The organism is Flavonifractor sp. An112 (assembly GCF_002161085.1).
In the GTDB taxonomy this organism is placed as follows: Bacteria; Bacillota; Clostridia; order Oscillospirales; family Oscillospiraceae; genus Flavonifractor; species Flavonifractor avicola.
Window position 1 is genome coordinate 61058 of sequence record NZ_NFLU01000010.1, and the last position, 25071, is coordinate 86128.

General features: G+C 60.9%; 41 protein-coding genes. 2 read left to right on the top strand and 39 right to left on the bottom strand.

Translation table 11 applies throughout. The features are described 5' to 3' along the window. Positions 1–5 precede the first annotated feature (5 nt). Positions 6–488, top strand: a complete 483-nt coding sequence (locus B5E56_RS10070; RefSeq protein ID WP_087389655.1) for a hypothetical protein — start codon at positions 6–8, stop codon at positions 486–488. 33 nt (positions 489–521) lie between these two features. Here the strand turns inward: B5E56_RS10070 and B5E56_RS10075 are convergent, their stop codons facing one another. From B5E56_RS10075 to B5E56_RS10245, 35 genes are all read right to left on the bottom strand, one after another. After that, entirely contained in the window at positions 522–1628 is a 1107-nt protein-coding gene (locus B5E56_RS10075; RefSeq protein ID WP_087389657.1) for a M20 metallopeptidase family protein, read from the bottom strand. After that, positions 1625–2881, bottom strand: coding sequence for an HlyC/CorC family transporter (locus B5E56_RS10080; protein ID WP_242958903.1), 1257 nt, complete (start codon positions 2879–2881; stop codon positions 1625–1627). Before B5E56_RS10080 ends, B5E56_RS10075 begins: the two co-directional genes overlap by 4 nt. Before the next feature lie 280 nt (positions 2882–3161). Continuing rightward, a complete protein-coding gene (gene rplQ, locus B5E56_RS10085) occupies positions 3162–3503 on the bottom strand; it encodes a 50S ribosomal protein L17 (RefSeq protein ID WP_087389665.1) in 342 nt (113 codons plus the stop codon). A 148-nt stretch (positions 3504–3651) separates the two neighbouring features. Further along, positions 3652–4599 (bottom strand): DNA-directed RNA polymerase subunit alpha, encoded by a 948-nt coding sequence (locus B5E56_RS10090; RefSeq protein WP_087187803.1) that lies wholly within the window; start codon positions 4597–4599, stop codon positions 3652–3654. A gap of 79 nt (positions 4600–4678) precedes the next feature. Beyond that, complete coding sequence (gene rpsD, locus B5E56_RS10095; RefSeq protein WP_087187802.1) at positions 4679–5308, bottom strand: 30S ribosomal protein S4; 630 nt, start codon at positions 5306–5308, stop codon at positions 4679–4681. A 20-nt stretch (positions 5309–5328) separates the two neighbouring features. Continuing rightward, the gene (gene rpsK / locus B5E56_RS10100) at positions 5329–5730 is read right to left on the bottom strand and encodes a 30S ribosomal protein S11 (RefSeq protein WP_007494608.1); all 402 of its coding nucleotides are present in this window, start codon (positions 5728–5730) and stop codon (positions 5329–5331) included. A gap of 15 nt (positions 5731–5745) precedes the next feature. Continuing rightward, complete coding sequence (gene rpsM / locus B5E56_RS10105) at positions 5746–6114, bottom strand: 30S ribosomal protein S13 (RefSeq protein ID WP_087187801.1); 369 nt, start codon at positions 6112–6114, stop codon at positions 5746–5748. 19 nt (positions 6115–6133) lie between these two features. Next, positions 6134–6247 (bottom strand): 50S ribosomal protein L36, encoded by a 114-nt coding sequence (gene rpmJ, locus B5E56_RS10110; protein ID WP_006573428.1) that lies wholly within the window; start codon positions 6245–6247, stop codon positions 6134–6136. 114 nt (positions 6248–6361) lie between these two features. Continuing rightward, complete coding sequence (gene infA / locus B5E56_RS10115; RefSeq protein WP_009258089.1) at positions 6362–6580, bottom strand: translation initiation factor IF-1; 219 nt, start codon at positions 6578–6580, stop codon at positions 6362–6364. A 4-nt stretch (positions 6581–6584) separates the two neighbouring features. Continuing rightward, the gene (locus B5E56_RS10120) at positions 6585–6863 is read right to left on the bottom strand and encodes a KOW domain-containing RNA-binding protein (protein WP_087187800.1); all 279 of its coding nucleotides are present in this window, start codon (positions 6861–6863) and stop codon (positions 6585–6587) included. Between the two features lie 2 nt (positions 6864–6865). Next, entirely contained in the window at positions 6866–7618 is a 753-nt protein-coding gene (gene map / locus B5E56_RS10125) for a type I methionyl aminopeptidase (RefSeq protein WP_087389810.1), read from the bottom strand. Positions 7619–7630: 12 nt separating this feature from the next. Further along, positions 7631–8263, bottom strand: a complete 633-nt coding sequence (locus tag B5E56_RS10130) for an adenylate kinase (RefSeq protein ID WP_087269159.1) — start codon at positions 8261–8263, stop codon at positions 7631–7633. 12 nt (positions 8264–8275) lie between these two features. Continuing rightward, a complete protein-coding gene (gene secY / locus B5E56_RS10135; protein WP_087389667.1) occupies positions 8276–9607 on the bottom strand; it encodes a preprotein translocase subunit SecY in 1332 nt (443 codons plus the stop codon). Beyond that, positions 9608–10048 (bottom strand): 50S ribosomal protein L15, encoded by a 441-nt coding sequence (rplO, locus tag B5E56_RS10140; protein ID WP_087187797.1) that lies wholly within the window; start codon positions 10046–10048, stop codon positions 9608–9610. 13 nt (positions 10049–10061) lie between these two features. Further along, a complete protein-coding gene (gene rpmD / locus B5E56_RS10145) occupies positions 10062–10244 on the bottom strand; it encodes a 50S ribosomal protein L30 (protein ID WP_087187796.1) in 183 nt (60 codons plus the stop codon). A 14-nt stretch (positions 10245–10258) separates the two neighbouring features. Beyond that, complete coding sequence (gene rpsE, locus B5E56_RS10150; RefSeq protein ID WP_087187795.1) at positions 10259–10759, bottom strand: 30S ribosomal protein S5; 501 nt, start codon at positions 10757–10759, stop codon at positions 10259–10261. 17 nt (positions 10760–10776) lie between these two features. Next, entirely contained in the window at positions 10777–11136 is a 360-nt protein-coding gene (rplR, locus tag B5E56_RS10155; protein ID WP_087187794.1) for a 50S ribosomal protein L18, read from the bottom strand. Positions 11137–11150: 14 nt separating this feature from the next. Continuing rightward, positions 11151–11699, bottom strand: a complete 549-nt coding sequence (rplF, locus tag B5E56_RS10160; protein WP_087389670.1) for a 50S ribosomal protein L6 — start codon at positions 11697–11699, stop codon at positions 11151–11153. Positions 11700–11715: 16 nt separating this feature from the next. Then, positions 11716–12114, bottom strand: coding sequence for a 30S ribosomal protein S8 (rpsH, locus tag B5E56_RS10165; protein ID WP_007494638.1), 399 nt, complete (start codon positions 12112–12114; stop codon positions 11716–11718). Between the two features lie 371 nt (positions 12115–12485). Further along, a complete protein-coding gene (locus tag B5E56_RS10170) occupies positions 12486–12671 on the bottom strand; it encodes a type Z 30S ribosomal protein S14 (RefSeq protein WP_006573415.1) in 186 nt (61 codons plus the stop codon). Between the two features lie 14 nt (positions 12672–12685). Continuing rightward, positions 12686–13240, bottom strand: a complete 555-nt coding sequence (rplE, locus tag B5E56_RS10175; RefSeq protein ID WP_087187792.1) for a 50S ribosomal protein L5 — start codon at positions 13238–13240, stop codon at positions 12686–12688. A gap of 19 nt (positions 13241–13259) precedes the next feature. Next, positions 13260–13577, bottom strand: coding sequence for a 50S ribosomal protein L24 (gene rplX / locus B5E56_RS10180; protein WP_087187791.1), 318 nt, complete (start codon positions 13575–13577; stop codon positions 13260–13262). A 16-nt stretch (positions 13578–13593) separates the two neighbouring features. Continuing rightward, on the bottom strand, positions 13594–13962 hold the full coding sequence (gene rplN, locus B5E56_RS10185; RefSeq protein ID WP_087187790.1) for a 50S ribosomal protein L14: 369 nt from the start codon (positions 13960–13962) through the stop codon (positions 13594–13596). Between the two features lie 12 nt (positions 13963–13974). After that, positions 13975–14235 carry a 30S ribosomal protein S17 gene (rpsQ, locus tag B5E56_RS10190; RefSeq protein ID WP_050617190.1) on the bottom strand — a complete coding sequence of 87 codons (261 nt, stop codon included), beginning with the start codon at positions 14233–14235 and terminating at the stop codon, positions 13975–13977. 17 nt (positions 14236–14252) lie between these two features. Next, the gene (gene rpmC, locus B5E56_RS10195) at positions 14253–14450 is read right to left on the bottom strand and encodes a 50S ribosomal protein L29 (protein ID WP_204220740.1); all 198 of its coding nucleotides are present in this window, start codon (positions 14448–14450) and stop codon (positions 14253–14255) included. Between the two features lie 2 nt (positions 14451–14452). Continuing rightward, on the bottom strand, positions 14453–14887 hold the full coding sequence (gene rplP, locus B5E56_RS10200) for a 50S ribosomal protein L16 (protein WP_087187788.1): 435 nt from the start codon (positions 14885–14887) through the stop codon (positions 14453–14455). Beyond that, complete coding sequence (rpsC, locus tag B5E56_RS10205; RefSeq protein ID WP_087187787.1) at positions 14887–15750, bottom strand: 30S ribosomal protein S3; 864 nt, start codon at positions 15748–15750, stop codon at positions 14887–14889. Before rpsC ends, rplP begins: the two co-directional genes overlap by 1 nt. 15 nt (positions 15751–15765) lie before the next feature. Further along, positions 15766–16098 (bottom strand): 50S ribosomal protein L22, encoded by a 333-nt coding sequence (gene rplV, locus B5E56_RS10210; protein WP_087269173.1) that lies wholly within the window; start codon positions 16096–16098, stop codon positions 15766–15768. A gap of 14 nt (positions 16099–16112) precedes the next feature. Continuing rightward, positions 16113–16385, bottom strand: a complete 273-nt coding sequence (gene rpsS, locus B5E56_RS10215; RefSeq protein ID WP_087187785.1) for a 30S ribosomal protein S19 — start codon at positions 16383–16385, stop codon at positions 16113–16115. A 15-nt stretch (positions 16386–16400) separates the two neighbouring features. Beyond that, complete coding sequence (rplB, locus tag B5E56_RS10220) at positions 16401–17234, bottom strand: 50S ribosomal protein L2 (protein WP_087187784.1); 834 nt, start codon at positions 17232–17234, stop codon at positions 16401–16403. A gap of 15 nt (positions 17235–17249) precedes the next feature. Further along, entirely contained in the window at positions 17250–17549 is a 300-nt protein-coding gene (rplW, locus tag B5E56_RS10225) for a 50S ribosomal protein L23 (RefSeq protein WP_087187783.1), read from the bottom strand. Further along, complete coding sequence (rplD, locus tag B5E56_RS10230; protein ID WP_087389673.1) at positions 17549–18169, bottom strand: 50S ribosomal protein L4; 621 nt, start codon at positions 18167–18169, stop codon at positions 17549–17551. The genes rplW and rplD overlap by 1 nt, the downstream gene beginning before the upstream one ends. Before the next feature lie 17 nt (positions 18170–18186). Continuing rightward, complete coding sequence (rplC, locus tag B5E56_RS10235) at positions 18187–18912, bottom strand: 50S ribosomal protein L3 (protein ID WP_087187781.1); 726 nt, start codon at positions 18910–18912, stop codon at positions 18187–18189. Between the two features lie 131 nt (positions 18913–19043). Continuing rightward, positions 19044–19358 carry a 30S ribosomal protein S10 gene (gene rpsJ / locus B5E56_RS10240; protein WP_006573401.1) on the bottom strand — a complete coding sequence of 105 codons (315 nt, stop codon included), beginning with the start codon at positions 19356–19358 and terminating at the stop codon, positions 19044–19046. Positions 19359–19685: 327 nt separating this feature from the next. Beyond that, entirely contained in the window at positions 19686–21128 is a 1443-nt protein-coding gene (locus tag B5E56_RS10245; protein ID WP_087389676.1) for a hypothetical protein, read from the bottom strand. A gap of 121 nt (positions 21129–21249) precedes the next feature. Here B5E56_RS10245 and B5E56_RS10250 point away from each other — a divergent pair, with 121 nt between their 5' ends. Beyond that, positions 21250–21498 carry a helix-turn-helix domain-containing protein gene (locus tag B5E56_RS10250; protein WP_087389680.1) on the top strand — a complete coding sequence of 83 codons (249 nt, stop codon included), beginning with the start codon at positions 21250–21252 and terminating at the stop codon, positions 21496–21498. Between the two features lie 52 nt (positions 21499–21550). Here the strand turns inward: B5E56_RS10250 and aroE are convergent, their stop codons facing one another. Genes aroE through B5E56_RS10270 form a run of 4 tightly spaced genes read right to left on the bottom strand, consistent with a single transcriptional unit; the run spans position 21551 to position 25067 of the window. Then, positions 21551–22948, bottom strand: coding sequence for a shikimate dehydrogenase (gene aroE, locus B5E56_RS10255; protein WP_087389684.1), 1398 nt, complete (start codon positions 22946–22948; stop codon positions 21551–21553). A 36-nt stretch (positions 22949–22984) separates the two neighbouring features. Next, a complete protein-coding gene (gene aroQ, locus B5E56_RS10260; RefSeq protein WP_087389687.1) occupies positions 22985–23416 on the bottom strand; it encodes a type II 3-dehydroquinate dehydratase in 432 nt (143 codons plus the stop codon). Continuing rightward, a complete protein-coding gene (locus B5E56_RS10265; protein WP_087389690.1) occupies positions 23413–23907 on the bottom strand; it encodes a shikimate kinase in 495 nt (164 codons plus the stop codon). The genes aroQ and B5E56_RS10265 overlap by 4 nt, the downstream gene beginning before the upstream one ends. Next, positions 23904–25067, bottom strand: coding sequence for a bifunctional chorismate mutase/prephenate dehydratase (locus B5E56_RS10270; RefSeq protein WP_087389693.1), 1164 nt, complete (start codon positions 25065–25067; stop codon positions 23904–23906). Before B5E56_RS10270 ends, B5E56_RS10265 begins: the two co-directional genes overlap by 4 nt. Positions 25068–25071 lie beyond the last annotated feature (4 nt).

Below are 25071 nucleotides of genomic sequence, written 5' to 3' on the forward strand. Positions count from 1 at the left end.
CTGCTATGGAAATTGAACGCCGCTGGCTGGTGCAGGACTGGCCCAACCTGTCCCCCGCCGCTACCTTTTATATGGAACAGGGCTATTTTTCTACCCGTCCCGCGATCCGCATCCGGGAGGAGGCCCTTGAAGGGGGCACTACCGCCTATGTCCTATGCTTCAAAGGAGGAGCCGGGCTGGTGCGGGAGGAGATCGAGATCTCAGTAGATCGGGATCGCTATCAGCGTCTGAAGGCCATGCTTGGCAAGCCCATGATCCAGAAGGAGCAGCACCGCTATCCCCTGCCCGGCGGATTTACGCTGGAGGTCAACTCGGTAGACCCCCACCTGGAAACCGGCTTCTTCTACGCTGAAGTGGAGTTTCCCGACGAGGCCTCTGCTCTGGCCTGGACACCGCCCGAAGACTTGAAAGCCTACCTCTCCCAGGAGGTCACCGGACAGCCCGGTGAGAGTATGGCAGCCTACTGGGCACGAACCCGAACGGAATAACAAAAGCCCTGCGGCAATGTCGCAGGGCTTTTTTCAGATCAGTTTTTGGAACAGAGCGCAAGCCGTTCCCAGCAGCGCATCCGGGAAATCGAAATCCGTTCTGTGGAGCGGCGGATGGTCCTCCCCGTCCCCCAGCAGGAACATGGCCCCCTCCGCCTGGCGGAGATACCATCCGAAATCCTCCGAGCCCCGCATGGGCTCGGCCATCTCCACCACCGGCAAGCCCAGGGCCTGGGCGGCCTTTTCCACCCGTTCCACCCCGGCGGGGTGATTAGCAGTCTCAGGGAACACATCCTGCTCCTCTATGGTCAGGGTCAGGCCGTCCTCCTCCGCCGCCTGGCGGGCCAGATCGGTCACCTGTTGGGACAGGGCGTCCAGCTCCTCCTGGTACTGGGCCCGCAGGGTGAGCAGAAGCGCCCCCCGGTAAGCTGAGATGCCAAAGGCCGGCTCTCCCACAGCTATCTGGACCACAGTGGCCATTACAAGGCCCCGGTGGTCCTCCTGTCGGGTCAGTCCCGGCAGGGCGCCTACGATCCGAGCCACCGCCTGGGCAGGGTTACGGCCCAGCTCCGGGGTGCTGGCGTGGGTAGACACCCCTTCAAAGCGATAAGTCACGCCTTTGGAGGCGCAGTTCATGGTACCCTTCCGCAGAGCTAGTGTATGCAGAGGATAGCCGGGCATATTGTGGAAGGCGTATACCTCCCCGATGTGCTCCTCCTTCAGCAGAGCCGCGCAGGCTTCGCCGCCGGCCCCCACCTCTTCGGCAGGCTGGAAGATCAGGTACACGTCCCGGTCCGCCCCGGTGCGCTCCAGGGTCAGCCCCAGCAGAGCCAGGGCAGCGCTGTGGCCGTCGTGCCCGCACTTGTGGGCCACGCCGGGGCACTGGGAGCGGTAGGGCAGCTCACAGGTCTCCTCCATGGGCAGGGCGTCAAAGTCCGCCCGGAAGGCGATCTTCCCCACTCCCATGCCTCGATACAGGGCGTAAAACCAGTTTCCCCGGTCATGCAGCTCCAACTTGGTATGTTCCTGTAAAAAATCCATCAGCCGTGCCTTGGTCCATGTCTCCTGTCCGGACAGCTCCGGATGGGCGTGGAGTTCATGGCGCAGGGTAACCGCCAAATTCAAATCTGCCTGATTCACTGGTCCTTCGCCTTCTCTTTTTTATCCTCTTCCGGCTGGGGGAGCACTTCCACCCGAATCTCCAGCACCCGCCGGTGATCCACCTTGGTAACGGTGACATCCAGCCCGTCGGAGACAAAGTGGTCTCCCTCCTCGGGAATACGGCCGATCTGCTCCATCACCCAGCCGGAGATGGTGTTGGCGTCGCACTCGCCCTTGATAGAAAACAGATCAAACAGATCGGTCAGATCGGCGGAGCAGGAGATCAGGTAGCTGCCGTCCTCCTGCTTTTTGAACTCCTCGATGACCTCGTCGTGTTCGTCCCAGATTTCGCCCACCAGTTCCTCTACGATGTCCTCCAGGGTCACCAGGCCTTCGGTGCCGCCGTACTCATCCACCACGATGACCATGTGGGCCTTCTCCCGCTGGAGAATACGCAGCAGCTCGGAGATCTTGGTGTTGCCGGTTGTGTACAGCATGGGGCCGGTGATGGCTTTCACGTCGGTCTGACCACGATAGCGGGCGGCGTGGAAGTCCTTCTCATGGATCACACCGATGATGTCGTCGATGTCCTCATGGTACACCGGCAGACGGGAGTAGCCGCTCTCAGCAAAGGCCTGAGCAATATCGTCCATGGAGTCGGTGTCCTCCACCGCCACAATATCCACACGGGGGGTGAGGATCTCATCCACCTCCATGTCATTGAACTCAATGGCAGAGCGGATGAGCTTACTCTCGTGCTGGTCCAGTCCACCCTCACTCTCGGCCTGGTCCACCATGGTCACCAGCTCCTCCTCGGTGATGCCGCTGTCGCCTTGTTTATGGAACACCTTGGACAGCAGCTTTTTCAGCAGGCTGAACAGGAAGTTCACCGGGGTGAGGATCACCATCAGGATGCGCATAATGGGAGCGGAGAACATGGCAAAGCTCTCCGGGTACTCCTTGGACAGGCTCTTGGGGGAGACCTCGCCGAAGACCAGCACCACAATGGTGATGACGGCGGTGGAGATCACCGCACCATTTTGCAGCCGCAGGCCCTCCGTGAAGAACACGGTGGCCAGAGAGGAGGCGGACAGGTTGACAATGTTGTTGCCCACCAGGATGGTAGACAGCAGGTTGTCATACTGATCCACCAGCTTGAGAGCCAACGCGGCCCTGCGATTGCCGGCGTCCGCCTTGCTTTTCAGGCGAATGCGGTTCAGAGAGGTGAATGCGGTCTCCGTTGCGGAAAAATAGGCGGAAAGAATCACGAGCAGGATCAGAATCACAATCATGGTTAAACTTGAACTGTCAGGCATAGGAAAATCATCAACTCCAATGTTCAAAATGTGTGGAACGCGCAAAAGGACAACCCTATCCCCTGCTCAGGGTAAGGCTGTCCTGTCCCACATAGTCTTTTTTGCAGTTGTTACTGGGCGGAGGTTCGTCCACGAGGGCTCACCGTCTCCTTTATGGTTTATTGTTGCATAGTATACCATAGCATTCCACAAATTGCAAGAAGTTGCGTATAGAAAAAGCGCCCTGCCAGAAGGCAGGGCGCTTTTTAAGATGAAATTACACCAGCTGCACGATGGCCATCTCGGCGGCATCGCCGCGGCGGGGGCCGATCTTGACCACGCGGGTATAACCGCCGTTACGGCTGGCATACTTGGGACCCAGCTCGTCGAAGGTCTTCTTGGCCACGTCCTCCTTGGTCAGGTAGGACAGAGCCTTGCGGTAATTGGCCAGGCTGGGGTTCTTGGCCAGGGTGATCATCTTTTCGGCCATGGGAGCAACTTCCTTGGCACGGGCATAGGTGGTCTTGATCTGACCATTCTCCAGCAGGTAGGTGGTCATGGCGCGCAGCATGGCGATGCGCTGATCAGTAGGCTTGCCCAGCTTACGGTTGTGAGACATGAAATCCAACTCCTATCGGATGTTCGCCAAGGCGAACTCCACAATTTAAATTCGTCCGGGGGGATGAAATCCCCTGAAGAGAGCGCCTTGCGGCCTGCGGGTCCGGGAGGGGACGTTACGTGCCCCCGGGCCGCCCTCTTCCCTGGCCTCAGTTTTCCTCGTCGGCCAGGTGCAGGCCCATCATGGCCAGCTTGTTGATGACCTCTTCCAGGGACTTGCGGCCCAGGTTGCGCACCTTCATCATCTCGTCCTCGGTCTTGGAGATCAGATCCTCCACCGTATTGATGTTGGCGCGCTTGAGGCAGTTGAAGGAACGGACAGACAGGTCCAGTTCCTCGATGGTCAGCTCCAGCACCTTGTCCCGCTGGGCTTCGGCCTTCTCCACCACCGTGGACTTGGAGCCCATGGTCTCAGAGAGATCGGTGAAGAGGACGAAGTGGTCGCAGAGGATGCGGGCGCCCAGGCTGACGGCGTCCCGGGCGGTGATGGTACCGTTGGTCCACACCTCCAGGGTCAGCTTGTCGAAGTCGGTCAGGTCGCGGACACGGGTGTTTTCCACCGTGTAATTGACCTTCCGCACCGGCGTGTAAATGGAGTCCACCGGGATCAGACCGATGATGGTCTGGGCCGGCTTGTTCCGGTCGGCGGGGACATAGCCCCGGCCATGAGACAGGGTCAGCTCCATGTTGAGGCTGGCGTCCGGTCCCAGGGTGGCAATGTGGAGGTCCGGATTGAGGATCTCCACCTCGCCGTCGGCCTTGATGTCGCCGGCGGTGACTTCGCACTCACCGCTGGCTTCAATATAGACCGTTTTCACGCCCTCGGAGTGGAGCTTGGCAATGATGCTCTTCACGTTGAGGACGATCTCGGTGACGTCCTCCTTCACTCCGGGAATGGTGGAAAACTCGTGCTGCACGCCGGCGATCTTAATGGAGGTAACCGCCGTGCCGGGCAGGGACGAGAGCAGGATGCGGCGCAGGGAGTTACCCAGCGTGGTACCATAGCCACGCTCCAGGGGCTCCACGACGTATTTGCCGTAGGAGCCGTCGCCGGGGTTCTCCACACATTCGATGCGGGGCTTCTCGATTTCTACCATGTGTTACCCTCCTTTTCGCGGCGGCGGACTCTGTCCGCCGCCTTATACAGCTCACCAATAATCGAGGGTACAAGCACGATTACTTGGAGTACAGCTCGACGATGAGGTGCTCCTCGATGGGCAGGTCCACGTCCTCGCGGGCGGGGAGCGCAACCACCTTGGCCACCAGGTTGTTCTGGTCAAAGTCCAGCCACTTGGGGGCGGGACGAGAGCCGTTGGCCTCCAGAGAAGCCTTGAACTTCTCCTTGCTCCGGCTGGTCTCCTTCAGGGCGATGACCTCGCCGGGCTTGACCAGGTAGGAGGGGATGTCCACGCGGTGGCCGTTGATGGTGAAGTGGCCGTGACGGACCAGCTGACGAGCCTCAGGACGGCTCATGGCGAAGCCCAGACGATAGATCACGTTGTCCAGGCGGGTCTCCAGGATGCTCAGCAGGTTGTCACCGGTCACGCCCTTGCGGGCAGCGGCCATCTCGTAATACTTGTGGAACTGGCTCTCCAGCACGCCGTAGTAACGGCGGGCCTTCTGCTTCTCACGCAGCTGCATACCGTACTCGGACAGCTTCTTGGTGCGGCCCTGGTTGTGCATACCAGGGGCAAAGGGACGGCGCTCCATGGCGCACTTGTCGGTGTAGCAGCGGTCGCCCTTCAGGAAGAGCTTCTGGCCCTCTCTGCGGCACTGGCGGCAGACTGCTCCGGTATATCTAGCCATAATTCGTACTCCTCCTTCTCTTACACGCGGCGGCGCTTGGGCGGACGGCAGCCGTTGTGGGGAATGGGGGTCACGTCCTTGATCAGAGTGACCTCCAGGCCCACGGCCTGCAGGGCGCGGATGGCAGCCTCACGGCCGGCGCCGGGGCCCTTCACGTACACCTCCACGGTCTTCAGGCCGTGCTCCATGGCAGCCTTAGCGGCGGTCTCGGCAGCGGTCTGAGCGGCGAAGGGGGTGGACTTACGGGAGCCACGGAAGCCCAGGCCGCCGGAAGAGGCCCAGGACAGGGCGTTGCCCCCCATATCGGTCACGGTGACCATGGTGTTGTTGAAGGAAGAGCGGATATGCACCTGGCCCTTTTCAACGTTCTTGCGCTCGCGGCGCTTACGGATAACTTTCTTACCCTTGGTAGCGGTAGCCATGTGTTTCTCCCTCCCTTACTTCTTCTTGTTAGCGACGGTGCGCTTGGGACCCTTGCGGGTACGAGCGTTGGTCTTGGAACGCTGACCGCGGACGGGCAGGCCCTTGCGGTGACGCAGGCCGCGGTAGCAGCCGATCTCGGTCAGACGCTTGATGTCCATCGCCACGTCACGACGGAGGTCGCCCTCCACAGTGTAGCTGTGGCTGATGATCTCGCGCAGCTTAGCCTCATCGGCCTCAGTCAGATCCTTCACGCGGGTGTCGGGGTTGATACCGGCCTCAGCCAGGATCTTGTTGGCGCTGGTGCGCCCGATACCAAAGATATAGGTAAGGCCGATCTCGACCCGCTTATCCTTGGGCAAATCAATGCCAGCAATACGTGCCATACTGTTTCAGCACCTCCTATTAACCTTGTCTCTGCTTATGCTTGGGGTTTTCGCAAATAACCATGACCTTGCCCTTGCGCTTGATGATCTTGCACTTCTCGCACATGGGCTTCACGGACGGTCTAACTTTCATGTCATTAACCTCCTGTAGAGCCTGATGGCCCCGGTACGGCGGAGGCAAGGCCCCGCTGACCCGCACCGGTCATTGATAGGGTCGGCAGGCCTGCGCCCGCCGGAATGAGCCGGATTACTTGCTTCGCCAAGTGATCCGGCCCCGGGTTACGTCGTAGGGGGACATCTGGACGGTGACCTTATCGCCGGGCAGAATGCGGATGAAGTTCATCCGCAGCTTGCCGGAGATGTGGGCCAGAATGATGTGGCCGTTTCCGATGTCCACATGGAACGTGGTATTGGGAAGGGACTCGGTGACGACGCCCTCCACTTCGATCATATCGTCTTTTGCCAAAGCGTCATACCCTCCTTGACTCCTCAGCTCGGAAAGCGGCCAGCGCCCTCCGCACCTCTCGGTTTGTGATGGGTTCCCCAGTCCGGATCTTCTCCAGAACGGGGTGTTGGAAGTCCCCGGCGTCGGCCGTGTGTACGGTTTTCTTCCGCTTGGGGGACTCTGCCTTTCGCCGTCTGCCGTCGCAGAGCAGCAGATAGGGGCCGTCTTGATCCAATACGCAGAACAGCTGCCCCTTGTCATGCCCTGCCAGTGAGCGGACGATCCGCGGATGCTCCGCCGCCATACTCAGTCCTCCGCCACGGTAAGCACTTCGGGCTCGCCGTCGGTGATGAGGATGGTATTTTCATAGTGGGCGGTCATGCTGCCGTCGGCGGACACGGTGGTCCAGCCGTCCTTGAGCACCTTCACCCGCCAGTCACCGGCACACACCATGGGCTCCACGGCGATGGTCATGCCCGGCTGGAGCCGGGGACCGTGTCCGGCAGGCCCGTAGTTGGGTACCTCCGGAGCCTCGTGGAGCTTGGCGCCCACACCGTGACCCACAAAGTCCCGCACCACGGAGAAGCCGTTGGCCTCCACATACTGCTGAACGGCGTGGGAGATGTCGTACACCCGCTTGCCCGGCTGGGCCAGACGGATGCCCTCCCAGAAGCTCTGCTCGGTGACCCGAATGAGCCGCATGGCCTCGTCGCTCACCTCTCCACAGGGGAAGGTGGCAGCACAGTCACCATGAAAGCCGTTGAGGTAAGCGCCCACGTCAATAGAGACGATGTCGCCTTCCTGCAGCTTCCGGGGGCCGGGGATGCCGTGGATAACCTGCTCATTGATGGAGATGCAGGCGGAGCCGGAAAAGCCGCCATATCCCAGGAAGGAGGGCTTGGCTCCGTGACTTTCGATAAATTTGCGTACCGCGGTGTCAATCTCATGGGTGGTGACGCCGGGCCGCACCATGGAACCGGCCAGCGCCCGGGCCTGGGCGGTCAACCGCCCGGCCCGGCGCATCAGCTCGATTTCACGGGGAGATTTCAGTGAGATCATTTCCATCTCAAATCACTTCTCCAGCAGTTCCATGATCTTGTTGTTGGTCTCTTCGATCCCGCCCAGATCAGGCACGCTCATCAGCACGCCGTGAGCCTGGTAATAGTCCTTGAGGGGCTCGGTCTCGTTGTGATAGACCTCCAGCCGGTGCTTAACGGTCTCAGGCTGGTCGTCCTTGCGCTGCTCCAGCTCGCCGCCGCACTTGTCGCAGATCCCCTCCTGCTTGGGAGGAGCGGCCACAATGTGGTAGGTGGCGCCGCAGGTGTGGCAGGTCCGGCGGCCCGTCATACGGGCCTCGATGACGCTGTCGGCGATCTCCAGGGAGAGCACCGCGTCAAAGTGGATGCCGTGGGCATCCAGAGCCTCAGCCTGGGCGATGGTGCGGGGCACGCCGTCCAGGATAAAACCATTGGCACAATCGGACTCGGCCAGCCGCTCCTGAATGATGCCGATGATGACCTCATCAGGGACCAGCTTGCCGGCGTCCATATAGCTCTTAGCCTCCAGCCCAATGGGGGTGCCGGCCTTGACGGCGGCCCGGAGGATGTTGCCGGTGGAGATGGTGGGGATACCCAGCTTCTTGCTGATGATCTCAGCCTGAGTACCCTTTCCGGCGCCGGGGGCGCCCAGAAGAATGATTTTCATTTTCCTCGCCCCTTACTCCAGGAAGCCCTTGTAGTGGCGCATCATCATCTGAGCCTCCATCGCCTTGGTGGTCTCCAGAGCAACGCCCACCACGATGATGACGGAAGTACCGCCGATGGCCAGGCTGCTAACGCCGATGATGGCGCCGGTGACGATGGGAGCGATGGCGATCACGGCCAGATAGAGAGCACCAAACATGGTGATCTTACCCAGAACCTTGTGGATAAAGTCGGCGGTGGGCTTGCCGGGACGGAAGCCGGGGATAAAGCCGCCGTTCTTCTTGAGATTGTTGGCCACTTCCACCGGGTTGAACTGCATGGTGGAATAGAAGTAGCTGAAGCCCACAATCAGCAGGAAGTAAACAATGATATAAACAATGCTGGTGGTGTTGAACACGCGGAGGAACACGCCCCAGCCGCCCTCGCTCTCGACGCTCTTGCCGAAGAACATACCCACGGTAGCGGGCAGGGAGGCAATGGCCTGAGCAAAGATGATGGGCATAACGCCGCTCATGTTCACCTTCAGGGGGATGTGGCTGGACTGGCCGCCGTACATCTTGCGGCCCACCACCCGCTTGGCATACTGGACGGGGATGCGGCGCTCGGAGTTCTGGATGAACACGATGAGCACCACGATGGCCAGCATACCGATTACGATGAGGATGGCGCCCCACCAGGGAAGGTTGAAGACACCATCGCCGGTGACGCCGTTGAGGTTGTTGCGGATACCGGTGTAGATAGCCTCCACCATACCGGGCACCCGGGACAGGATACCGGCAAACAGGATGATGGAGATGCCGTTGCCGATGCCGAACTCGGTGATCTGCTCACCCAGCCACATAACAAAGGCGGAACCGGCGGTAAAGCACAGGATGATCACAACGGCCACCCACCAGCCGGGCAGACCGGCGGTGTCCAGCAAAGCGCCGTTGCTGGTGCTGGCGACCAGGGTGTAGTAGCCCAGGCCCTGCAGGATAGCGATAGCCACGGTCACGTAACGGGTGATGGCCGCGATCTTCTTCCGGCCCTCCTCGCCGCCGTCCCGCTGGAGACGCTCCAGGGCGGGGATGGCAACGGTGAGCAGCTGGATGATGATGGAGCTGTTAATATACGGCTGTACGCCCAGGGCGAAAACGGCGGCCATGGAGAAGGCGGTGCCGTTCATGGTACCCAGCAGGGAGAAGATACCACCCATGCTGTTGAGCGTGCTGCCCAGCAGATCACTGTTGATAAAGGGAACAGGAACCACCGAGCCCAGCCGGAAGATGAGCAGCGCGAAGATGGTAAAGAGGATCTTCTTGCGCAGCTCGGGGATCTTCCACGCGTTACGGATGGTCTCGATCACTTAGACCACCTCGTACTTTCCACCTGCCGCCACGATCTTCTCCTTGGCGGAGGCGGAGAAAGCGGAGGCACGGACGGTCAGCTTCTTGGTCAGGGTGCCGTTGCCCAGCACCTTGTAGCCATACTCACACTTGGAGAGGATACCCTTCTCCAGAAGGTCGCACACATTGACCACAGCGCCATCCTCGAACTTGTTCAGGACGGACACATTGATGGCCTCCAGGGGCTTGGCAAAGATGTTATTGAAGCCCCGCTTGGGGATACGGCGGGTCAGAGGCATCTGGCCGCCCTCAAAACCCACGCGGACGCCGCCGCCGGAACGGGACCACTGGCCCTTCTGGCCGCGGCCGGCAGTCTTGCCGTTGCCGGAACCGTTGCCGCGGCCCTTGCGGTAAGCCTTGGGGTTGGAACCGGCAGCGGGGGAAAGATCATGCAGATTCATTTCGCGCACCTCCTTACTTTTCCTCGGTCACCTGCAGCAGATAGCCGATGTGGGCAATCTTGCCGCGGGTAGCCTCGTTGTCGGGCTGTACGGTGGTGTCGCCGATGTGGCGCAGCCCCAGAGCCTCGGCGGTGGCCTTATGCTTGGCGATGCGGCCGTTCAGGCTCTTGACCAGCTTGATGTTCAGATTAGCCATGTTCACGGCCCTCCTTAACCTACGATCTCGCTGACGCTCTTGCCGCGGATGCGGGCGACCTCCTCGGGACCACGGAGAGCCTTCAGGCCCTCGAAGGTGGCGGAGACCACGTTCTGCGGGTTGTTGGAGCGCAGGCACTTGGCGCGGATGTCACGGATGCCGGCGGCCTCCATGACGGCGCGGACGGGGCCGCCGGCGATGATGCCGGTACCGGGGGCAGCGGGCTTCAGGAGCACGCGGCCGGCGCCGAACTCACCAATGACCTCGTGGGGAATGGTAGTGCCGGACAGAGTCACGTTGCACATATGCTTCTTGGCATCCTCGATGCCCTTGCGGATGGCCTCGGGCACCTCAGCGGCCTTGCCCAGGCCGAAGCCCACGCGGCCCTTCTCGTCGCCTACCACCATCAGGGCGGCAAACTTGAAGATACGACCGCCCTTGACGGTCTTGGACACGCGGTTCAGGGCAACCAGCTTCTCGGTGAACTCGCTGGGTTCTCTTTCAAAACGAGCCATTTAATCTTCCTCCTCCCTTAGAACTGCAGGCCGCCCTCACGGGCGCCTTCGGCCAGGGCCTGCACGCGGCCGTGGTAGACGTAACCGCCGCGGTCGAACACGACGTTCTCGATGCCGGCGGCCTTGGCGCGCTCGGCGACAGCCAGGCCAACCTTCTTGGCGGCCTCGCAGTCGGAGCCCTTGCCCTCAAAGCCCTTTTCCATGGAGGAAGCGGACACCAGAGTCTTGCCGTTCACATCGTCGATGATCTGGGCATAGATGTTGGTGTTGCTGCGGAACACGTTGAGACGGGGACGCTCGGGCGTGCCGGAAATCTTGCCGCGCACTCTCTTGTGGCGCTTAAGCCGCTGAGCGTTGGTATCGGGTCTGTTGATCATAGTGGCACACCTCCTTATTTCTTCTTGACGCCGGTCTTGCCTTCCTTGCGGCGGATGACCTCGTCGGTGTATTTGATGCCCTTGCCCTTATAAGGCTCGGGGGGACGCTTCTCGCGCACTTCGGCGGCGAACTGGCCGACCTTCTGCTTGTCGACGCCGCTGATGACGATCTTGTTGGCGCTGGGCACTTCGATGGAGATGCCGTCGATCTCCTCGACGACCACCTGATGAGAGAAGCCCAGGTTCATAACCAGCTTGTTGCCTTCCTTGGTCACACGGTAGCCGACGCCGTTGACGTCCAGCTCCTTCTTGTAGCCCTCGGTCACGCCCACCACCATGTTGTGCAGCAGGGTGCGGGTCAGGCCGTGGAGGCTGCGGTTCTCCTTCTCGTCATTGGGGCGGGTGACATGGATCACATCGCCCTCCTGGGCAATGTTCATGTTGGGGTGCAGCTGCTGGGTCAGGGTGCCCTTGGGACCCTTCACGGTAACCAGGTTACCGGCTTCGATCTTCACGTCCACACCGGCGGGGATGGAGATCGGCATTCTTCCGATACGAGACATTTTCTACTCTCCCTCCTTACCAGACAAACGCCAGGACCTCGCCGCCGACATGGGCTGCGCGGGCAGCCTTGTCAGTCATGACGCCCTTGGACGTGGACACGATGGCAATACCCAGGCCGTGGAGGACCCGGGGCAGCTCGTCAGCACCGGCATAGACACGCAGGCCGGGCTTGGAAACGCGGCGAAGACCAGTGATGACCTTCTCCTTGCCGGGGTTGTACTTCAGAGTAACGCGGATGACGCCCTGAGTGCCGTCGTCGATCAGCTGGAAGTTCTTGATATAGCCCTCATCCAGCAGGATCTGCGCGATGGACTTCTTCATGTTGGACGCGGGGACGTCCACGGTGTCATGCTTGGCGTTGTTCGCGTTGCGGATGCGGGTCAGCATATCCGCAATGGGGTCTGTGATGTGCATGAGTTTACCCTCCTTTTTGAATGACGGGCCGTGAGAAGACCCGTTAAGGCGGTAAGGTATCGGAGTTCGCGGGGCTCCGACCTTTTAACCGTCTGCCAAGGAATTATTATATCGTGAAAACCCTTGTGTGAAAAGGAAAAAGTGACTTTCCGCCAAACTTTTGTAGGAATGCCCTGCCCTACCCCGTGGAGAGGGCGTCACTTATTCATTTTTCACAGTCGGATTGACACAATCTCAGGGTTTTTCTCCTAAACGGAGAATTTTATTTTTTGGACTGCAAGGCAAATCCAAAAACCTCATCACGCAACGCAAGCGCCTGACGTGCTTTCGCACGCCGGGCGCGGGCGTTTGCGTCATTCAGGCTGTCCTGATTACCAGGAGGCCTTCTTCACACCGGGGATCTGGCCCTTGTAAGCCAGCTCGCGGAAACAGATACGGCAGATGCCGTAGTCCCGCAGGTAGGCGTGGGGACGGCCGCAGATCTTGCAGCGATTGTAGCGGCGGGTGGAGAACTTGGGCTCCGCCTGCTGCTTCAGGATCATAGACTTCTTAGCCATTACGTTCTCCTCCTTTAGCGGGCAAAGGGAGCGCCGATCAGGGTCAGCAGCTCTTTGGCCTCTTCGTCGGTCTTGGCGGTGGTGCAGATGACCACGTCCAGGCCGCGGATCTTGTCGATCTTATCGTACTCGATCTCGGGGAAGATCAGCTGCTCCTTGATGCCCAGGGCGTAGTTGCCGCGGCCATCGAAAGAGTTGCCGTTGATGCCCCGGAAGTCACGCACGCGGGGCAGGGCCACGTTGAACAGGCGGTCCAGGAACTCCCACATACGGTCGGCACGCAGGGTGACCTTGGCGCCGATGGGCATACCCTCACGCAGCTTGAAGTTAGCCACGGACTTCTTAGCCTTGGTGATGATGGCCTTCTGGCCGGTGATCTTGGTCAGATCGCCCACAACAGCCTCCAGAACCTTGGCATTGTCGCGGGCCTCGCCGCAGCCGCAGTTGACCACGATCTTGTCGATCTTGGGGATCTGCATGGTGGACTTGTAGCCGAACTTCTGCATCAGAGCAGGAGCGACCTCGGCCTGGTACTTCGCCTTCAGGTTGGGCACTTTCTTATCAGCCATTGTCTATACTCCTCCTCTCTCAGATCTCGGCGCCGCACTTCTTGCAGATGCGGACCTTCTTGCCGTCGGCCAGCAGCTTGTGAGCGGGCCGGGTGGGCTTGTTGCACTTGGGGCAGACGCGCTGCACCTTGCAGGCGTAGATGGGGGCTTCCTTCTTGATGATGCCGCCCTGCTCGCCCTGCTTGCGGGGCTTGGTGTGACGGGAGACCACGTTGATCTTCTCGACGACGACCTTGCCCTCCTTGGGCATGACCTCCAGGACCTTGCCCTGCTTGCCCTTGTCCTTACCGGACAGGACGATGACGGTATCGTCCTTACGAATGCTCATCTTATTCATGTCTTCTCCTACCCCCTTACAGCACTTCGGGAGCCAGGGACAGGATCTTCATATAATCCTTGTCGCGCAGCTCGCGGGCCACGGGCCCAAAGATACGGGTACCGCGGGGATTCTTGTCGTCCTTGATGAGGACGGCGGCGTTCTCGTCAAAGCGGACGTAGCTGCCGTCGGCGCGGCGGACGCCCTTAGCGGAACGGACGATAACGGCCTTCACGACCTCGCCCTTCTTCACGGTGCCGCCGGGCTGAGCCTTGCGGACAGAAGCCACGATCACGTCGCCGATGTTGCCAAACTTGCGGCTGGAGCCGCCCAGCACGCGGATGGTCTTAATTTCCTTGGCGCCGGTGTTGTCGGCCACCTTCAGATAAGTTTCCTGCTGAATCATACCGGCACCTCCTTACTTCGCCTTCTCGATGATCTCGACGACGCGCCAGCGCTTGTCCTTGGACAGGGGCCGGGTCTCCATGACCCGCACGCGGTCGCCGATGCCACACTCGTTGTTCTCGTCGTGGGCCTTCAGCTTGTAAGTGCTCTTGACGATCTTCTTGTACAGGGGGTGGGCCACACGGTCGGCGATGGCCACCACCACGGTCTTGTCCATCTTATCGGAAACTACCAGGCCGACTCTGGTCTTGCGGGAAGAAGTTCTGTTTTCCATGATCTAGTTCCTCCTTCTTATCGGCCTGCGAGCTCGAGCTCACGGATGATGGTCTTGACGCGGGCGATATCCCGCTTGACCTCAGCGATCTTCACCGGGTTGTCCAGCTGATTGGTGGCGTGCTGAAGACGGAGCTGGAAGAGATCCTTCTTCAGGTCGCCCAGCTTGCTGGTCAGCTCCTCGGCGCTCATCTTACGGATTTCAGTAGCCTTCATCTTCATTCACCACCATTCTCGGTCTCGGCGGTCTCTTTCGCCACGATCTTGCACTTGACAGGCAGCTTGTGGGAAGCGAGACGCAGGGCCTCGCGGGCGATCTCCTCGGAGACGCCGGCGATCTCGAACATAACACGGCCGGGCTTAACCACGGCCACCCAGTACTCGGGGGAACCCTTACCGGAACCCATGCGGGTCTCGGCGGGCTTCTCAGTGATGGGCTTATCGGGGAAGATCTTGATCCAAACCTTACCGCCACGCTTGGTGTAACGGGTCATGGCGATACGGGCGGCCTCGATCTGGTTGCTGGTGATCCAGCTGGGCTCAGTGGCCTGCAGACCGAACTCACCATAGGTCACGGTGTTGCCCTTCAGGGCCTTGCCCTTCAGGCGGCCGCGGTGCACGCGGCGATACTTAACGCGCTTAGGCAGCAGCATTACTGAGCGCCTCCTTCCTTGGCAGCGGCAGGACGAGCGCCGCCCTGGGGACGGGCACCGCCCTGGGGACGGTTGTTATTGAAACCACCCTGGCGGTTGCCGCCGTTGCGGTTGAAGCCACCGTTGCGGTTGAAGCCGCCCTTACGGTCGCCGTCGCGGCGGTCGCGGCGGGGACGGTCGGAACGCTCCTTGAAGTTCTTGGTGTCCAGGGTGCGGGGGGTGGTGCGCAGGGTCTGAGTCAGCACCTCGCCCTTGTAGATCCACACCTTCACGCCGATGCGGCCGTAGGTGGTGGCAGCCTCAGCGAAGCCGTAGTCGATGTCGGCGCGCAGAGTCTGCAGGGGGATGGTGCCGTCGTGATAGTGCTCGGTGCGGGCGATCTCAGCGCCGCCCAGACGGCCGGACACCTGAGTCTTGATGCCGCGGGCGCCGATGCGCATAGCGCGGCCCATGGCGTTCTTCATAGCGCGGCGGAAGCCGATGCGCTTCTCCAGCTGCTGAGCGATGTTCTCGGCCACCAGCTGAGCGTCCATGTCGGGGCTCTTGACCTCAACAATGTTGAGGGCCACGGGCTTGCCGATCATCTTCTCCACCTTCAGGCGCAGGGCCTCGATGGCCTCGCCGCCCTTACCGATGACCACACCGGGACGGGCGCAGTGCAGGTAGATGCGCACCTTGGCGTTGTCGCGCTCGATCTCGATCTTGGGGATACCGGCGGAATACAGGGTCTTCTTCAGGTAGTCCCGGATCTTCTTGTCCTCCACCAGCAGGTCGCCCACCTTCTCGTTGCGGGCATACCAGCGGGAGTCCCAATCCTTAATGACACCCACGCGCAGGCCGTGGGGATTCACTTTCTGTCCCATATTCTTCCTCCTCCCTTAGCGCTCAGCCACGCAGATGGTGATGTGAGAAGTGCGCTTGTTGATCCGATAGGCGCGGCCCTGAGCCCGGGGACGCATCCGCTTGATGATGGGGCCGGGGCAGGCGAACACCTGGGAAACATACAGCTTCTCGGGGTCCATCTGATGGTTGTTCTCCGCGTTGGCAGCGGCGCTCTTGAGGAGCTTGAGCAGCAGCTCGGAGGCAGCCTTGGGGGTGGCCATCAGGATGGCGGTGGCCTGGGCTACGCTCTTGCCGCGGATCAGGTCACAGACGATCTGGACCTTACGGGGAGAGATACGGGTATATCTCAGATGTGCTTTAGCTTCCATATTCTCTCTCCTCCTTACTTACCAGACTTGGCGCCGGCGTGGCCGCGGAAGGTACGGGTGGGGGCGAACTCGCCCAGCTTGTGGCCAACCATATCCTCGGTCACATAGACGGGAACGTGCTTGCGGCCGTCGTGCACGGCAAAGGTGTGTCCGACGAAGGAGGGGAAGATGGTGGAGGCGCGGCTCCAGGTCTTCAGAACCTTCTTCTCGCCGGTCTGATTCATTTCGTCGACCCGCTTCAGCAGCTCGGGAGCGCAAAAGGGGCCCTTCTTGATACTTCTGCTCATCTTTTACTGCCTCCCTTACTTCGCGTTGCGGTGCTTGACGATGAACTTCTCGGTGCGGTTCTTCAGCTTGCGGGTCTTGTAACCCATAGCAGGCTTGCCCCAGGGGGTAACAGGGCCGGGACGACCGACAGGGCTCTTGCCCTCGCCGCCGCCGTGGGGGTGGTCATTGGGGTTCATGACGGAACCACGCACGGTGGGACGCCAACCCATGTGACGCTTACGGCCGGCCTTACCGATCTGGATGTTGGCCCAGTCGGTGTTGCCGACCTGGCCGATGGTGGCCTTGCAGTTCTCGCGGATATAACGCACCTCGCCGGAGGGCAGACGGACCTGAGCCATGCCGTTCTCCTTGGCCATCAGCTGAGCGGCCTCACCGGCAGCGCGGACCAGCTGGGCGCCCTTGCCGGGGTAGAGCTCGATGCAGTGGATCATTTCGCCCACGGGGATGTTGGCGATGGGCAGGCAGTTGCCGGGCAGGATGTCGGCGTCAGGACCGGTCATGATGATGTGGCCGGACTTCAGGCCCACAGGAGCCAGGATATAGCGCTTCTCGCCGTCCTCATACTGGATGAGGGCGATGTTGGCGGAACGGTTGGGATCGTACTGCAGGTTGATCACAGTAGCGGTGCCTTCCTTGTCGCGCTTGAAGTCGATGATGCGGTACTTCTTCTTGTTACCGCCGCCGCGATGGCGGACGGTGATGCGGCCGTAGCTGTTGCGGCCGGCATTCTTCTTCAGGTTCTCCAGCAGGCTGCGCTCGGGCTTGGCCTTCTTATCGATGCCCTCGAAGGCGCTCACGGTCATGTGGCGGCGGGAGGGCGTAGTGGGCTTATAAGTTTTGATAGCCATTGTTCCTTATCCTCCTTACACCATGCCCTCGAAGAACTCGATGGTCTTGGAGTCCTCGGTCAGGGTAACCATAGCCTTCTTCCAGTTGGCGCGGCGGCCGGCGGGGAAGCGGCCGGTGCGCTTGGCCTTGCCCTGCATATTCAGGGTGTTGACCTTGGCGACCTTCACGCCGAAGATCTCCTCGACGGCCTTGGCGATCTCGATCTTGTTCGCGCTCTTGGCCACCTCGAAGGTGTACTTCTTGGCCTCGGTCTCGGCCATGGACTGCTCGGTGATGATGGGGCGCTTGATGATATCATAAGCGGTGGTAGCCATTACGCAAACACCTCCTCGATGACGGCCAGAGCGGCCTTATCTACGATAAACTTGCCAGCGTTCACGATGTCGTACACGCTGAGGATCTTGGCAGTGGTGATCACCACGCCGGGGATGTTGCGGGCGGACTTGATGACGGTCTCGTTGACCTCGGGGGTCACGATGACGGCCTTCTTGGCGCCCACAGTGCTCAGGAAGCCCTGCATGGCCTTGGTCTTGATGGAGTCCATGGTCAGGCTGTCCACAACCACGATGTCGCCGGAGGCGGCCTTGGCGGACAGAGCGGACTTCAGAGCCAGACGCTTGACCTTCTTGTTCAGCACGTAGCTGTAGTCGCGGGGCTTGGGAGCAAAGACGATACCACCGTGAGTCCACTGGGGAGCGCGGGTGGAACCCTGACGGGCACGGCCGGTGCCCTTCTGGCGCCAGGGCTTGATGCCGCCGCCGGAAACCTCGGCGCGGGTCAGAGCGGACTGGGTGCCCTGACGGCAGTTGGCCAGGTGGTTCTTAACCACCTCGTGGACAACGGTCTGATTGGGCTCGATCCCGAACACAGCTTCGGAGAGCTCCACTTCGCCGACCTGGTTGCCGGCCATGTTCACAAGAATTGCCTTAGGCATTTGAGTTCTCTCCTTTCTTACTTGTTACGGGCGGAAGCCTTCTGGGGATTGACGCGGGCGGAAGCCTTCTGCGGGTTGACGCTGGCGTTGGCAGCGGCGCCCTTCTCCTTGACGTTGATCACGGAGTTGCGCAGGTACACGATGCCGCCCTTGGGGCCGGGGATGGCGCCGCGGACAGCGATGATGCCCAGCTCGGAGTCAACCTTGATGACGTCCAGGTTCAGAACAGTGACCTGCTCGTTACCCATCTGGCCGGCGCCGATCTTACCCTTGAAGATACGGGAGGGATCGGTGCTGGAGCCCATGGAGCCGGCGTGACGGTGCACAGGGCCGGTACCGTGGGATTCCTTCAGGCGGTGAGCGCCGTGACGCTTGATAACGCCCTGATAGCCGTGGCCCTTGCTGATGCCGGTCACGTCCACGCGGTCGCCCTCGGCGAACACGTCAACCTTGACCTCGTCGCCCACGTTGAGGGCGTCGCAGTTGTCCAGCTTGAACTCCTTCAGGGTGCTCTTGCGAGCGTCGCCAGCCTTCTTCAGGTGACCCAGCTCAGGCTTGGTGAGCTTCTTCTCAGCTACGTCGCCGTAGCCCAGCTGAACGGCGTTGTAGCCGTCCTTCTCCTCGGTCTTCTTCTGCACCACGGTGCAGGGGCCCGCCTCGATGACGGTGACCGGGATGACCTTGCCGGCTTCGTCGAAGATCTGCGTCATGCCGACCTTCTTGCCGATAATGGCCTTTTCCATGTGTTTTCCTCCTTAATAAGGTTATTGGTTGGGCGAGTTACCCATTGGACTGGTATTGCTCGGCCAACTTGACCCGTCCGCCTCAAAACGCGGCGGACTGCGGTACAAACAAAGGAATGGATCGCTGCCTCTTACAGCTTGATCTCGATCTCCACACCGGCGGGGAGCTCCAGGCTCATCAGGGCCTCGACGGTCTTGGGAGAGGGCTTGAGGATGTCGATCAGGCGCTTGTGAGTGCGGCGCTCGAACTGCTCGCGGGAGTCCTTGTACTTATGGACGGCGCGCAGGATGGTGACGACTTCCTTCTTGGTGGGCAGGGGGATGGGGCCGGACACGGAAGCGCCGGTGCGCTTGGCGGTCTCAACGATCTTCTCAGCGCTCTGGTCGATGAGCTGATGATCGTAGGCCTTCAGACGGATGCGGATCATTTCTTTCTGAGCTGCCATGGTGTTTGTTCCTCCTTAAACATACGAAGTGGTGCGCTTTTGCCGGGTCCACGGGGCCAAAGCGCGGTGTCTTTCCTCGCTTCGTACGGTGAGAGATTTCAGTACACGTTTCCGTGCGTATCACTCCGTGACATGAAGAAAACCGGCACAAGCAGGCCGGTTTTACCCATACATGGCGATATACGCCGTGTACAGATCCCTCAGCCGCCCGATTCTAGCTCGGACATACTCCGCGGAAGTTACCTCATTGCTGAGCAATCTCCCGCATCATCGCAGACTGCGCCCCAAACAGGCGCTTGATTATGATACTCTAAAACCCATTCCCTGTCAAGAGCTTTCCCGGTTTTTTTGAAAAATTTTTGTCTCTGCCGGAGCAGGCGGGAAAAGGGCCGCCTGTCCCAGCAGCAAAAGCACAGGAATCAGGGAATAGTGGTACCGCCCGGCCACCTCCACCAGCATCTGGGCGCAGGTCAGCCCCAGCACATACAGGGGCAGCAAAACCACAGCGGAGCGCTCCCGGTTTCGCCACAGCCGGACCAGGGCACCTCCCGCCAGTACCATGGCTGCATAATAGAATCCGTTGCAGGCCAGGGCAAACAGCTTGGTATGACGCACCACGCTGCCCACATAGCCCACGCAGGCGTGGTCAGAGTCCAGAAAAGCCCTCAGTTTATCCCGCAGCAGAGGCAGCAAGGCCACCTTCCCGGAGGTGATGCGGTCTTTGGCAGCCTCCAAAGCTCCCTCCTGAGCCTGCTGGGCGGTGGCCCCCGGCGCATCGCTGAGGGAAAAGAGCAGATCGCTGTCCTCCTGGTTCCATGCCCCGCCGGAGTCTTGGTTAAATCCCACCAGAACACTGTAGCCCAGCGTGGTGGAGGGCTCCTCCCCAATGCGGCGGGTCAAATGGGCCTGCCACAGCGGGCCGGTGACGGCATAGACCGCCAGCAGGGCGGCCAGCAGCCCCAACCAGTACCGCCGGGATTCTCCCAGCAGCCATTCCTCCGGCTTCAGCACCAGGCGCCAGATCAGCAGAGCAATGATCACCACCGCCGCAATGGGACGCACCCCGTTGAACCACCGCAGCACCAGCCCTGCTGCCACCCCCCGCAGGATGGGCCGTCTCCCTTCCCCTGCCGTCAGCAGCACCAGGGCTCCCAGCATCAGAGTGGTATAGAGGGGCTCGGACAGAACCAGACTATTATAAATGGTCTGGGAGGGGCAGGCGATCCACAGCAGATAGGCGGAGATCCCGGCCAGCAGTCCCCACCACCGCCGCCCCAACAGGAAAAGAAAACTGCCGGAGACAGCGGTGAGGACCACATTAAGCATCTGGGCCAGCAGTTCCCCCGGCCCCAGCAGGCGGATAAACCAACTGAGAAAGGAGGAGTAGCCGAAGATATGAGGGAAGAGGGCCATATAGCGCCCGCCCTCCAGTACCGGCTGCCGGGCCAGGGCATTGGCATAGCCCCAGAAGGTGGCGTAATCCCCGGAGGGAGTTACCCGTACCAGGAACACCCAGGCTCCCTTGACCGCCAGACAGAGTAGGGTAAGCCCCAGCCAGATCCTGACCGCCCCCATTCTCTCCAACCAACGGCACAGCGGCGGCAACCCTTTCCAGCCCGCTGTCAGGACGGGAACTGCCAGCGCCAGGGCCTTCCAGGTCTCCCCATTCTGCCCCACCCCCAGCACCAGCCCGCCGGCCAGCAGGGCCAGCGCCAGCCCCAGCATAATCCGGGTCAAAAGACCGGCCCCCGCCGTCAAACGCCGTTCCATCGTCTTCTCCCCCCTCCTGACCTTACATTTTTTAGTTTTGTCCTATGATAGGACAACTCAGGACGATTTTCAGTATAACGTTGGGGTTGTCCTATGTCAAGACAAAAGGAGGTGTATTCTCATGGCCAGGATCATTGACGGGACTGCCAAAAACCTGGTGGGCGAGCAGGTGCGGGCCCTGCGCATCAAGCGGGGCATGAGCCAGCAGGCCCTGTCCGATAAGCTGGAAACCATGGCGATCTATGTCTGCCGGGGCTCGGTCTCCCGGATTGAGGACCGGCAGCGTACGGTCACCGACATCGAGCTGTACGGCCTGTCTCAGGTGCTGGGGGTGCCCATCTCCCAGTTGTTTGGTCCCGACGAGCCGTAAAAAGAGGCCCCGCCGTCCCAACGGACGGCGGGGCCTCCTATCAAATATCACATTATAAAACTTCAGCAATCCGCTTTTTCATCTCGGCGGCGTCGATTTTAGTCTGGGTGAAGTGCTCCAGAGCCAGCACCGCCTGGTTGACCAGCAGTCCCAGCCCATTGGCGGTCTTGTGGCCCCGTTTCTTGGCCTGGCGGAGCAGCTCGGTTTCGGCGGGCGCGTAAATCAGGTCCACCACCGGCACGCCGGGCTTCAGATGATCCAGGAAGGAGAAGTCGGCAAACTGTCCGGCGGTGTCCGCCATTCCCAGGGAGGTGCAATTCACCAGCAGGTCGCACTCCTCCGCCGCCCGGGCCAGTTCATCCTGGGAAAAGCCCGCCGGATGAAGGTGCTCCGGGTCGTGGTCACAGATGGCCTGAGCCTTGTCGAGGGTACGGTTGCACACGATGACCCCCGCTCCGGCCTGGGCCAGCTTGAGACATACCGCCTTGGCGGCGCCTCCCGCTCCCAGCACCGTCACCTTTTTACCCGCCGGATCGATGCCCTCGTCGGCCAGTGCCCGAAGGAAGCCCTCGCCATCGGTGTTGTAGCCGTAGGTTTTGCCCTCCCGGATGCATACGGTGTTCACCGCTCCGATAAGCCTGGCGTCCTCGTCCAGCACATCCAGCAGGGGCACCAGTTCCTCCTTGTGGGGCATGGTGGCGTTGAATCCGGCGTACCCGGCAAATTTGGCACACTCCAGCCATTCCCTGCACTGTCCCCGAGGCACCGGCTGACACAGATACACATAGTCCAGACCCAGAGCCTTGAGCATGGTATTCTGGATCAGAGGGGACTTTGAGTGGGCCACCGGGTCCCCAATAACGCACAGCTTGCGGGTAGTGTTTTTCAGTTCCACATTCATATCCATCTCTCCCCGTTCGCCCTCCGGCCGGTGGTCGGGGAGGGCGGCGTTGATTGCCAGGGCCACCAGCAATCCCACAATGGTCTCAATCATGCGGGCAGCGGCGTAGTAATACCGGGTCACACCGGTGACGCCGGTGATGAGAATGACACAGGGCAGAATGCAGGCCATGCCGCAGGCGGTGGGCCGCTTGATGAGCAGACACAACCAAACCCCTGCCACACATACCACACCAAGAATGATGGTCTTGAGCCAGAAATGCTCCAGGGCCGGTCCCAGCAGCAGGGTAGCGGTACCCAGGGCGCCGCCCACAATGACGCCGATCAGGCGGGAAATACCCTGGCGGAAGGTCTGACCCAGGGTGCTCTGGGTGCAGATGATGCAGGCAATACAGGCATACAGAGGCCCCATCTGCCCCAAAATACCTCCCAGCTCCTCCCGATAGGTGAGGCCAAAGGGAAGGAACAGCGCATAGGACACCATCACCGCCACGGCTGTCTTGATGACCCGCATTCCAATGCGGGGCAAGGGAACAGAAGGATATTTCATAATCTCTCCTTGCTCATTTATGGAAGCTCTCTTCGGTTACAACTCTCTGGCGAGAAAGTAACCCATTGCCGCCTCGTAGCCATACAGGCCCAGGCCGCAGATCTGACCCACACAGGCGGGGGCGGTGACGCTCTTGTGCCGGAACTCCTCCCGCTGGTGGACGTTGGAGATGTGGACCTCAATACAGGGCACATCCACCGCCTTCAGGGCGTCCAGAATGGCGTAGGAGTAGTGGGTAAAGGCCCCTGGGTTCATGACGATGGCGTCATACACCCCGTCGGCGGCGTGGATGGCGTCAATAATGGCCCCCTCGTGGTTGGACTGGAAGCAGTGGGCCTCAGAGCCGTGGGCGGCGGCAAAGTCCTCCAACCGCTTGCACAGGCTGTCATAGGTGTTCTCCCCATAAATACCCGGCTCCCGCTTGCCCAGCAGGTTCAGGTTGGGTCCGTTGATGACGAGAAATTTCATTTCAGCACCTCCAAAATCCGCTGGACGGTCTCCGCCGGGGTGGCCTGGACATCCACCACATGGTCCGCCCACTCCAGGTAGATGGGCTCCCGTCCGGCATATCGCTCCAGAAAGGCCTCTCTCCCCTGCTGGCCCAGGGGGCGGCTACCCATAGACACATTGTCGTAGATCTCTCCCGGGTCCCGCCGGAGGAAAACCACAGTACCACTATATTTTAGAGAAGCGATGGAATCCGCCCGGGTGGGCAGGCCGCCGCCGCAGGCAATGACCTGTCCCTTACGCCGGGCCAGTTCCTCTGCCGCGCCCAACTCCCAGTCCCGGAAGAAGGCCTCTCCCTCCCTGGCAAAGATGTCGGGGATGGACCGGCCCAAGGCCTCCTCTATATATTGGTCGGTATCCACGAAGGTGAAGCCCAGCTCTTTGGCCAGCAGCTTCCCTACCGTGGACTTGCCGCAGCCCATCATACCGATGAGCACCACGTTATCCCTCATGCCTGCTCCTCCCAGGCTTTGTAGTTGCCCAGAATGCGCACCTCGGTGGCCAATTGGCTCAGCTCGTGGAGCACCCCGTCCATGCCGGGGGCGGTGAGGTCGCCGGTGAAATCCAGGAAGAAGAGGTACTCAAAACCCCGTCCAGGGATGGGCCGGGACTCGATCTTCAGCAGGTTGAGCCCCTGGACGGCAAAGATGGTGAGGATCTCATGGAGGGAGCCGCTCTGGTGGGGCAGGCGGAACACGGCACTGATCTTGTTGCGGTCGGGCCGCAGTTCGGGGACCGGAGACACCACGGCAAACCGGGTATGGTTCATGGTATTGTGGTTGACCCGTTCAGCCAGGATGTTGAGGCCGTACAACTGGGCAGCCCGCTTGGAGCAGATAGCGGCTGCGGTCAGATCCCCCTTCTCCGCCACCAGCTTGGCAGAACCGGCGGTGTCCAGGGTGGGCACCCGCTTCCAGTCCCGGTGGGCGTCCAGATACTTCTCGCTCTGCATCAGCCCCTGCTCATGGGAATAGACGGTGGTAATCTGGGACAGTTCCACGCCCGGCAGTGCTGCCAGGCAGTGCTCCACCGGCACCTGCCACTCCCCCACAATGTAATAGCGGTACTGGGCCATCAGGTCGTATACCTGCCGGATAGACCCGGTGGAGGAGTTCTCCACCGGCAGCATGGCGTAGTCCACCTCGCCGCTCTCCAGGGCAGCGAATACATCGTTGAACCAGGACTTGCCCACGCTGTTCACGTCTCCGCCGAAGAAGCCCACGGTGGCCTCCTCGCTGTAGCAGCCCGGCTCTCCCTGGTAGGTCACCCGGGGATTGGCCACCGGCTGACGCACTCTGGCCAGGTCGGCCAGATAGGCGGCATAGCCCGGGTCCTCCGCCCCCTCCTTCACCAGATGGCGCTGCTGGCGGCGGGAGATGGCCATGATGCTCTCATAGAGCGCCGCCAGATCCGCCTTCCGGGCGGGATCGTCGGTCAGGGCCGTCTTGGCGGCAATGACCTGCTTCTCCCGGTTGGCGTCCAGCACCGGGATGCCCTGGCGCTGCTTATATTCCCCCACCTTGCCGGTGACGGCCATCCGCTCCAGAAAGAGTTTGACCAGTTCCCCGTCGATGCGGTCGATCTCCTGCCGATATTGCTCCAGTTCCGTCATATCC

Excerpts from the sequence above, each read along its gene's own strand:
- B5E56_RS10090 (WP_087187803.1), bottom strand. The coding sequence starts at position 4,599 with ATGGTAGAAATCGAGAAGCCCCGCATCGAATGTGTGGAGAACCCCGGC.
- rplX (WP_087187791.1), bottom strand. The coding sequence starts at position 13,577 with ATGAATAAGATGAGCATTCGTAAGGACGATACCGTCATCGTCCTGTCC.
- rplR (WP_087187794.1), bottom strand. The coding sequence starts at position 11,136 with ATGATCAACAGACCCGATACCAACGCTCAGCGGCTTAAGCGCCACAAG.
- B5E56_RS10120 (WP_087187800.1), bottom strand. The coding sequence starts at position 6,863 with ATGGCGGCGGAGCATCCGCGGATCGTCCGCTCACTGGCAGGGCATGAC.
- rpsC (WP_087187787.1), bottom strand. The coding sequence starts at position 15,750 with ATGGGACAGAAAGTGAATCCCCACGGCCTGCGCGTGGGTGTCATTAAG.
- rplF (WP_087389670.1), bottom strand. The coding sequence starts at position 11,699 with ATGTCTCGTATCGGAAGAATGCCGATCTCCATCCCCGCCGGTGTGGAC.
- rpsJ (WP_006573401.1), bottom strand. The coding sequence starts at position 19,358 with ATGGCAGCTCAGAAAGAAATGATCCGCATCCGTCTGAAGGCCTACGAT.
- rplD (WP_087389673.1), bottom strand. The coding sequence starts at position 18,169 with ATGCCTAAGGCAATTCTTGTGAACATGGCCGGCAACCAGGTCGGCGAA.
- B5E56_RS10070 (WP_087389655.1), top strand. The coding sequence starts at position 6 with ATGGAAATTGAACGCCGCTGGCTGGTGCAGGACTGGCCCAACCTGTCC.
- rpmC (WP_204220740.1), bottom strand. The coding sequence starts at position 14,450 with ATGAAGGCTACTGAAATCCGTAAGATGAGCGCCGAGGAGCTGACCAGC.
- rpsE (WP_087187795.1), bottom strand. The coding sequence starts at position 10,759 with ATGGCTCGTTTTGAAAGAGAACCCAGCGAGTTCACCGAGAAGCTGGTT.
- rplC (WP_087187781.1), bottom strand. The coding sequence starts at position 18,912 with ATGGAAAAGGCCATTATCGGCAAGAAGGTCGGCATGACGCAGATCTTC.
- rpsD (WP_087187802.1), bottom strand. The coding sequence starts at position 5,308 with ATGGCTAGATATACCGGAGCAGTCTGCCGCCAGTGCCGCAGAGAGGGC.
- rplV (WP_087269173.1), bottom strand. The coding sequence starts at position 16,098 with ATGGAAGCTAAAGCACATCTGAGATATACCCGTATCTCTCCCCGTAAG.
- rplO (WP_087187797.1), bottom strand. The coding sequence starts at position 10,048 with ATGAATCTGCATGATCTTTCCCCCGCTGCCGGTTCCAACCCCAAGGCT.
- rplE (WP_087187792.1), bottom strand. The coding sequence starts at position 13,240 with ATGGCTGATAAGAAAGTGCCCAACCTGAAGGCGAAGTACCAGGCCGAG.
- B5E56_RS10080 (WP_242958903.1), bottom strand. The coding sequence starts at position 2,881 with ATGATTGTGATTCTGATCCTGCTCGTGATTCTTTCCGCCTATTTTTCC.
- aroE (WP_087389684.1), bottom strand. The coding sequence starts at position 22,948 with ATGAAATATCCTTCTGTTCCCTTGCCCCGCATTGGAATGCGGGTCATC.
- map (WP_087389810.1), bottom strand. The coding sequence starts at position 7,618 with ATGATCTCACTGAAATCTCCCCGTGAAATCGAGCTGATGCGCCGGGCC.
- rpsM (WP_087187801.1), bottom strand. The coding sequence starts at position 6,114 with ATGGCACGTATTGCTGGCATTGATTTGCCCAAGGATAAGCGGGTCGAG.
- rplW (WP_087187783.1), bottom strand. The coding sequence starts at position 17,549 with ATGGCTACCACCGCTTATGATATCATCAAGCGCCCCATCATCACCGAG.
- B5E56_RS10265 (WP_087389690.1), bottom strand. The coding sequence starts at position 23,907 with ATGAGGGATAACGTGGTGCTCATCGGTATGATGGGCTGCGGCAAGTCC.
- B5E56_RS10270 (WP_087389693.1), bottom strand. The coding sequence starts at position 25,067 with ATGACGGAACTGGAGCAATATCGGCAGGAGATCGACCGCATCGACGGG.
- B5E56_RS10130 (WP_087269159.1), bottom strand. The coding sequence starts at position 8,263 with ATGAAAATCATTCTTCTGGGCGCCCCCGGCGCCGGAAAGGGTACTCAG.
- B5E56_RS10170 (WP_006573415.1), bottom strand. The coding sequence starts at position 12,671 with ATGGCTAAGAAGTCTATGATCCTGAAGCAGCAGGCGGAGCCCAAGTTC.
- rplQ (WP_087389665.1), bottom strand. The coding sequence starts at position 3,503 with ATGTCTCACAACCGTAAGCTGGGCAAGCCTACTGATCAGCGCATCGCC.
- rpsK (WP_007494608.1), bottom strand. The coding sequence starts at position 5,730 with ATGGCTACCGCTACCAAGGGTAAGAAAGTTATCCGTAAGCGCCGCGAG.
- rpmJ (WP_006573428.1), bottom strand. The coding sequence starts at position 6,247 with ATGAAAGTTAGACCGTCCGTGAAGCCCATGTGCGAGAAGTGCAAGATC.
- B5E56_RS10250 (WP_087389680.1), top strand. The coding sequence starts at position 21,250 with ATGGCCAGGATCATTGACGGGACTGCCAAAAACCTGGTGGGCGAGCAG.
- rplP (WP_087187788.1), bottom strand. The coding sequence starts at position 14,887 with ATGCTGCTGCCTAAGCGCGTTAAGTATCGCCGCGTGCACCGCGGCCGC.
- rplB (WP_087187784.1), bottom strand. The coding sequence starts at position 17,234 with ATGGCTATCAAAACTTATAAGCCCACTACGCCCTCCCGCCGCCACATG.
- rpmD (WP_087187796.1), bottom strand. The coding sequence starts at position 10,244 with ATGGCTAATCTGAACATCAAGCTGGTCAAGAGCCTGAACGGCCGCATC.
- rpsH (WP_007494638.1), bottom strand. The coding sequence starts at position 12,114 with ATGCACATCACAGACCCCATTGCGGATATGCTGACCCGCATCCGCAAC.
- rpsS (WP_087187785.1), bottom strand. The coding sequence starts at position 16,385 with ATGAGCAGAAGTATCAAGAAGGGCCCCTTTTGCGCTCCCGAGCTGCTG.
- rpsQ (WP_050617190.1), bottom strand. The coding sequence starts at position 14,235 with ATGGAAAACAGAACTTCTTCCCGCAAGACCAGAGTCGGCCTGGTAGTT.
- rplN (WP_087187790.1), bottom strand. The coding sequence starts at position 13,962 with ATGATTCAGCAGGAAACTTATCTGAAGGTGGCCGACAACACCGGCGCC.
- B5E56_RS10245 (WP_087389676.1), bottom strand. The coding sequence starts at position 21,128 with ATGGAACGGCGTTTGACGGCGGGGGCCGGTCTTTTGACCCGGATTATG.
- aroQ (WP_087389687.1), bottom strand. The coding sequence starts at position 23,416 with ATGAAATTTCTCGTCATCAACGGACCCAACCTGAACCTGCTGGGCAAG.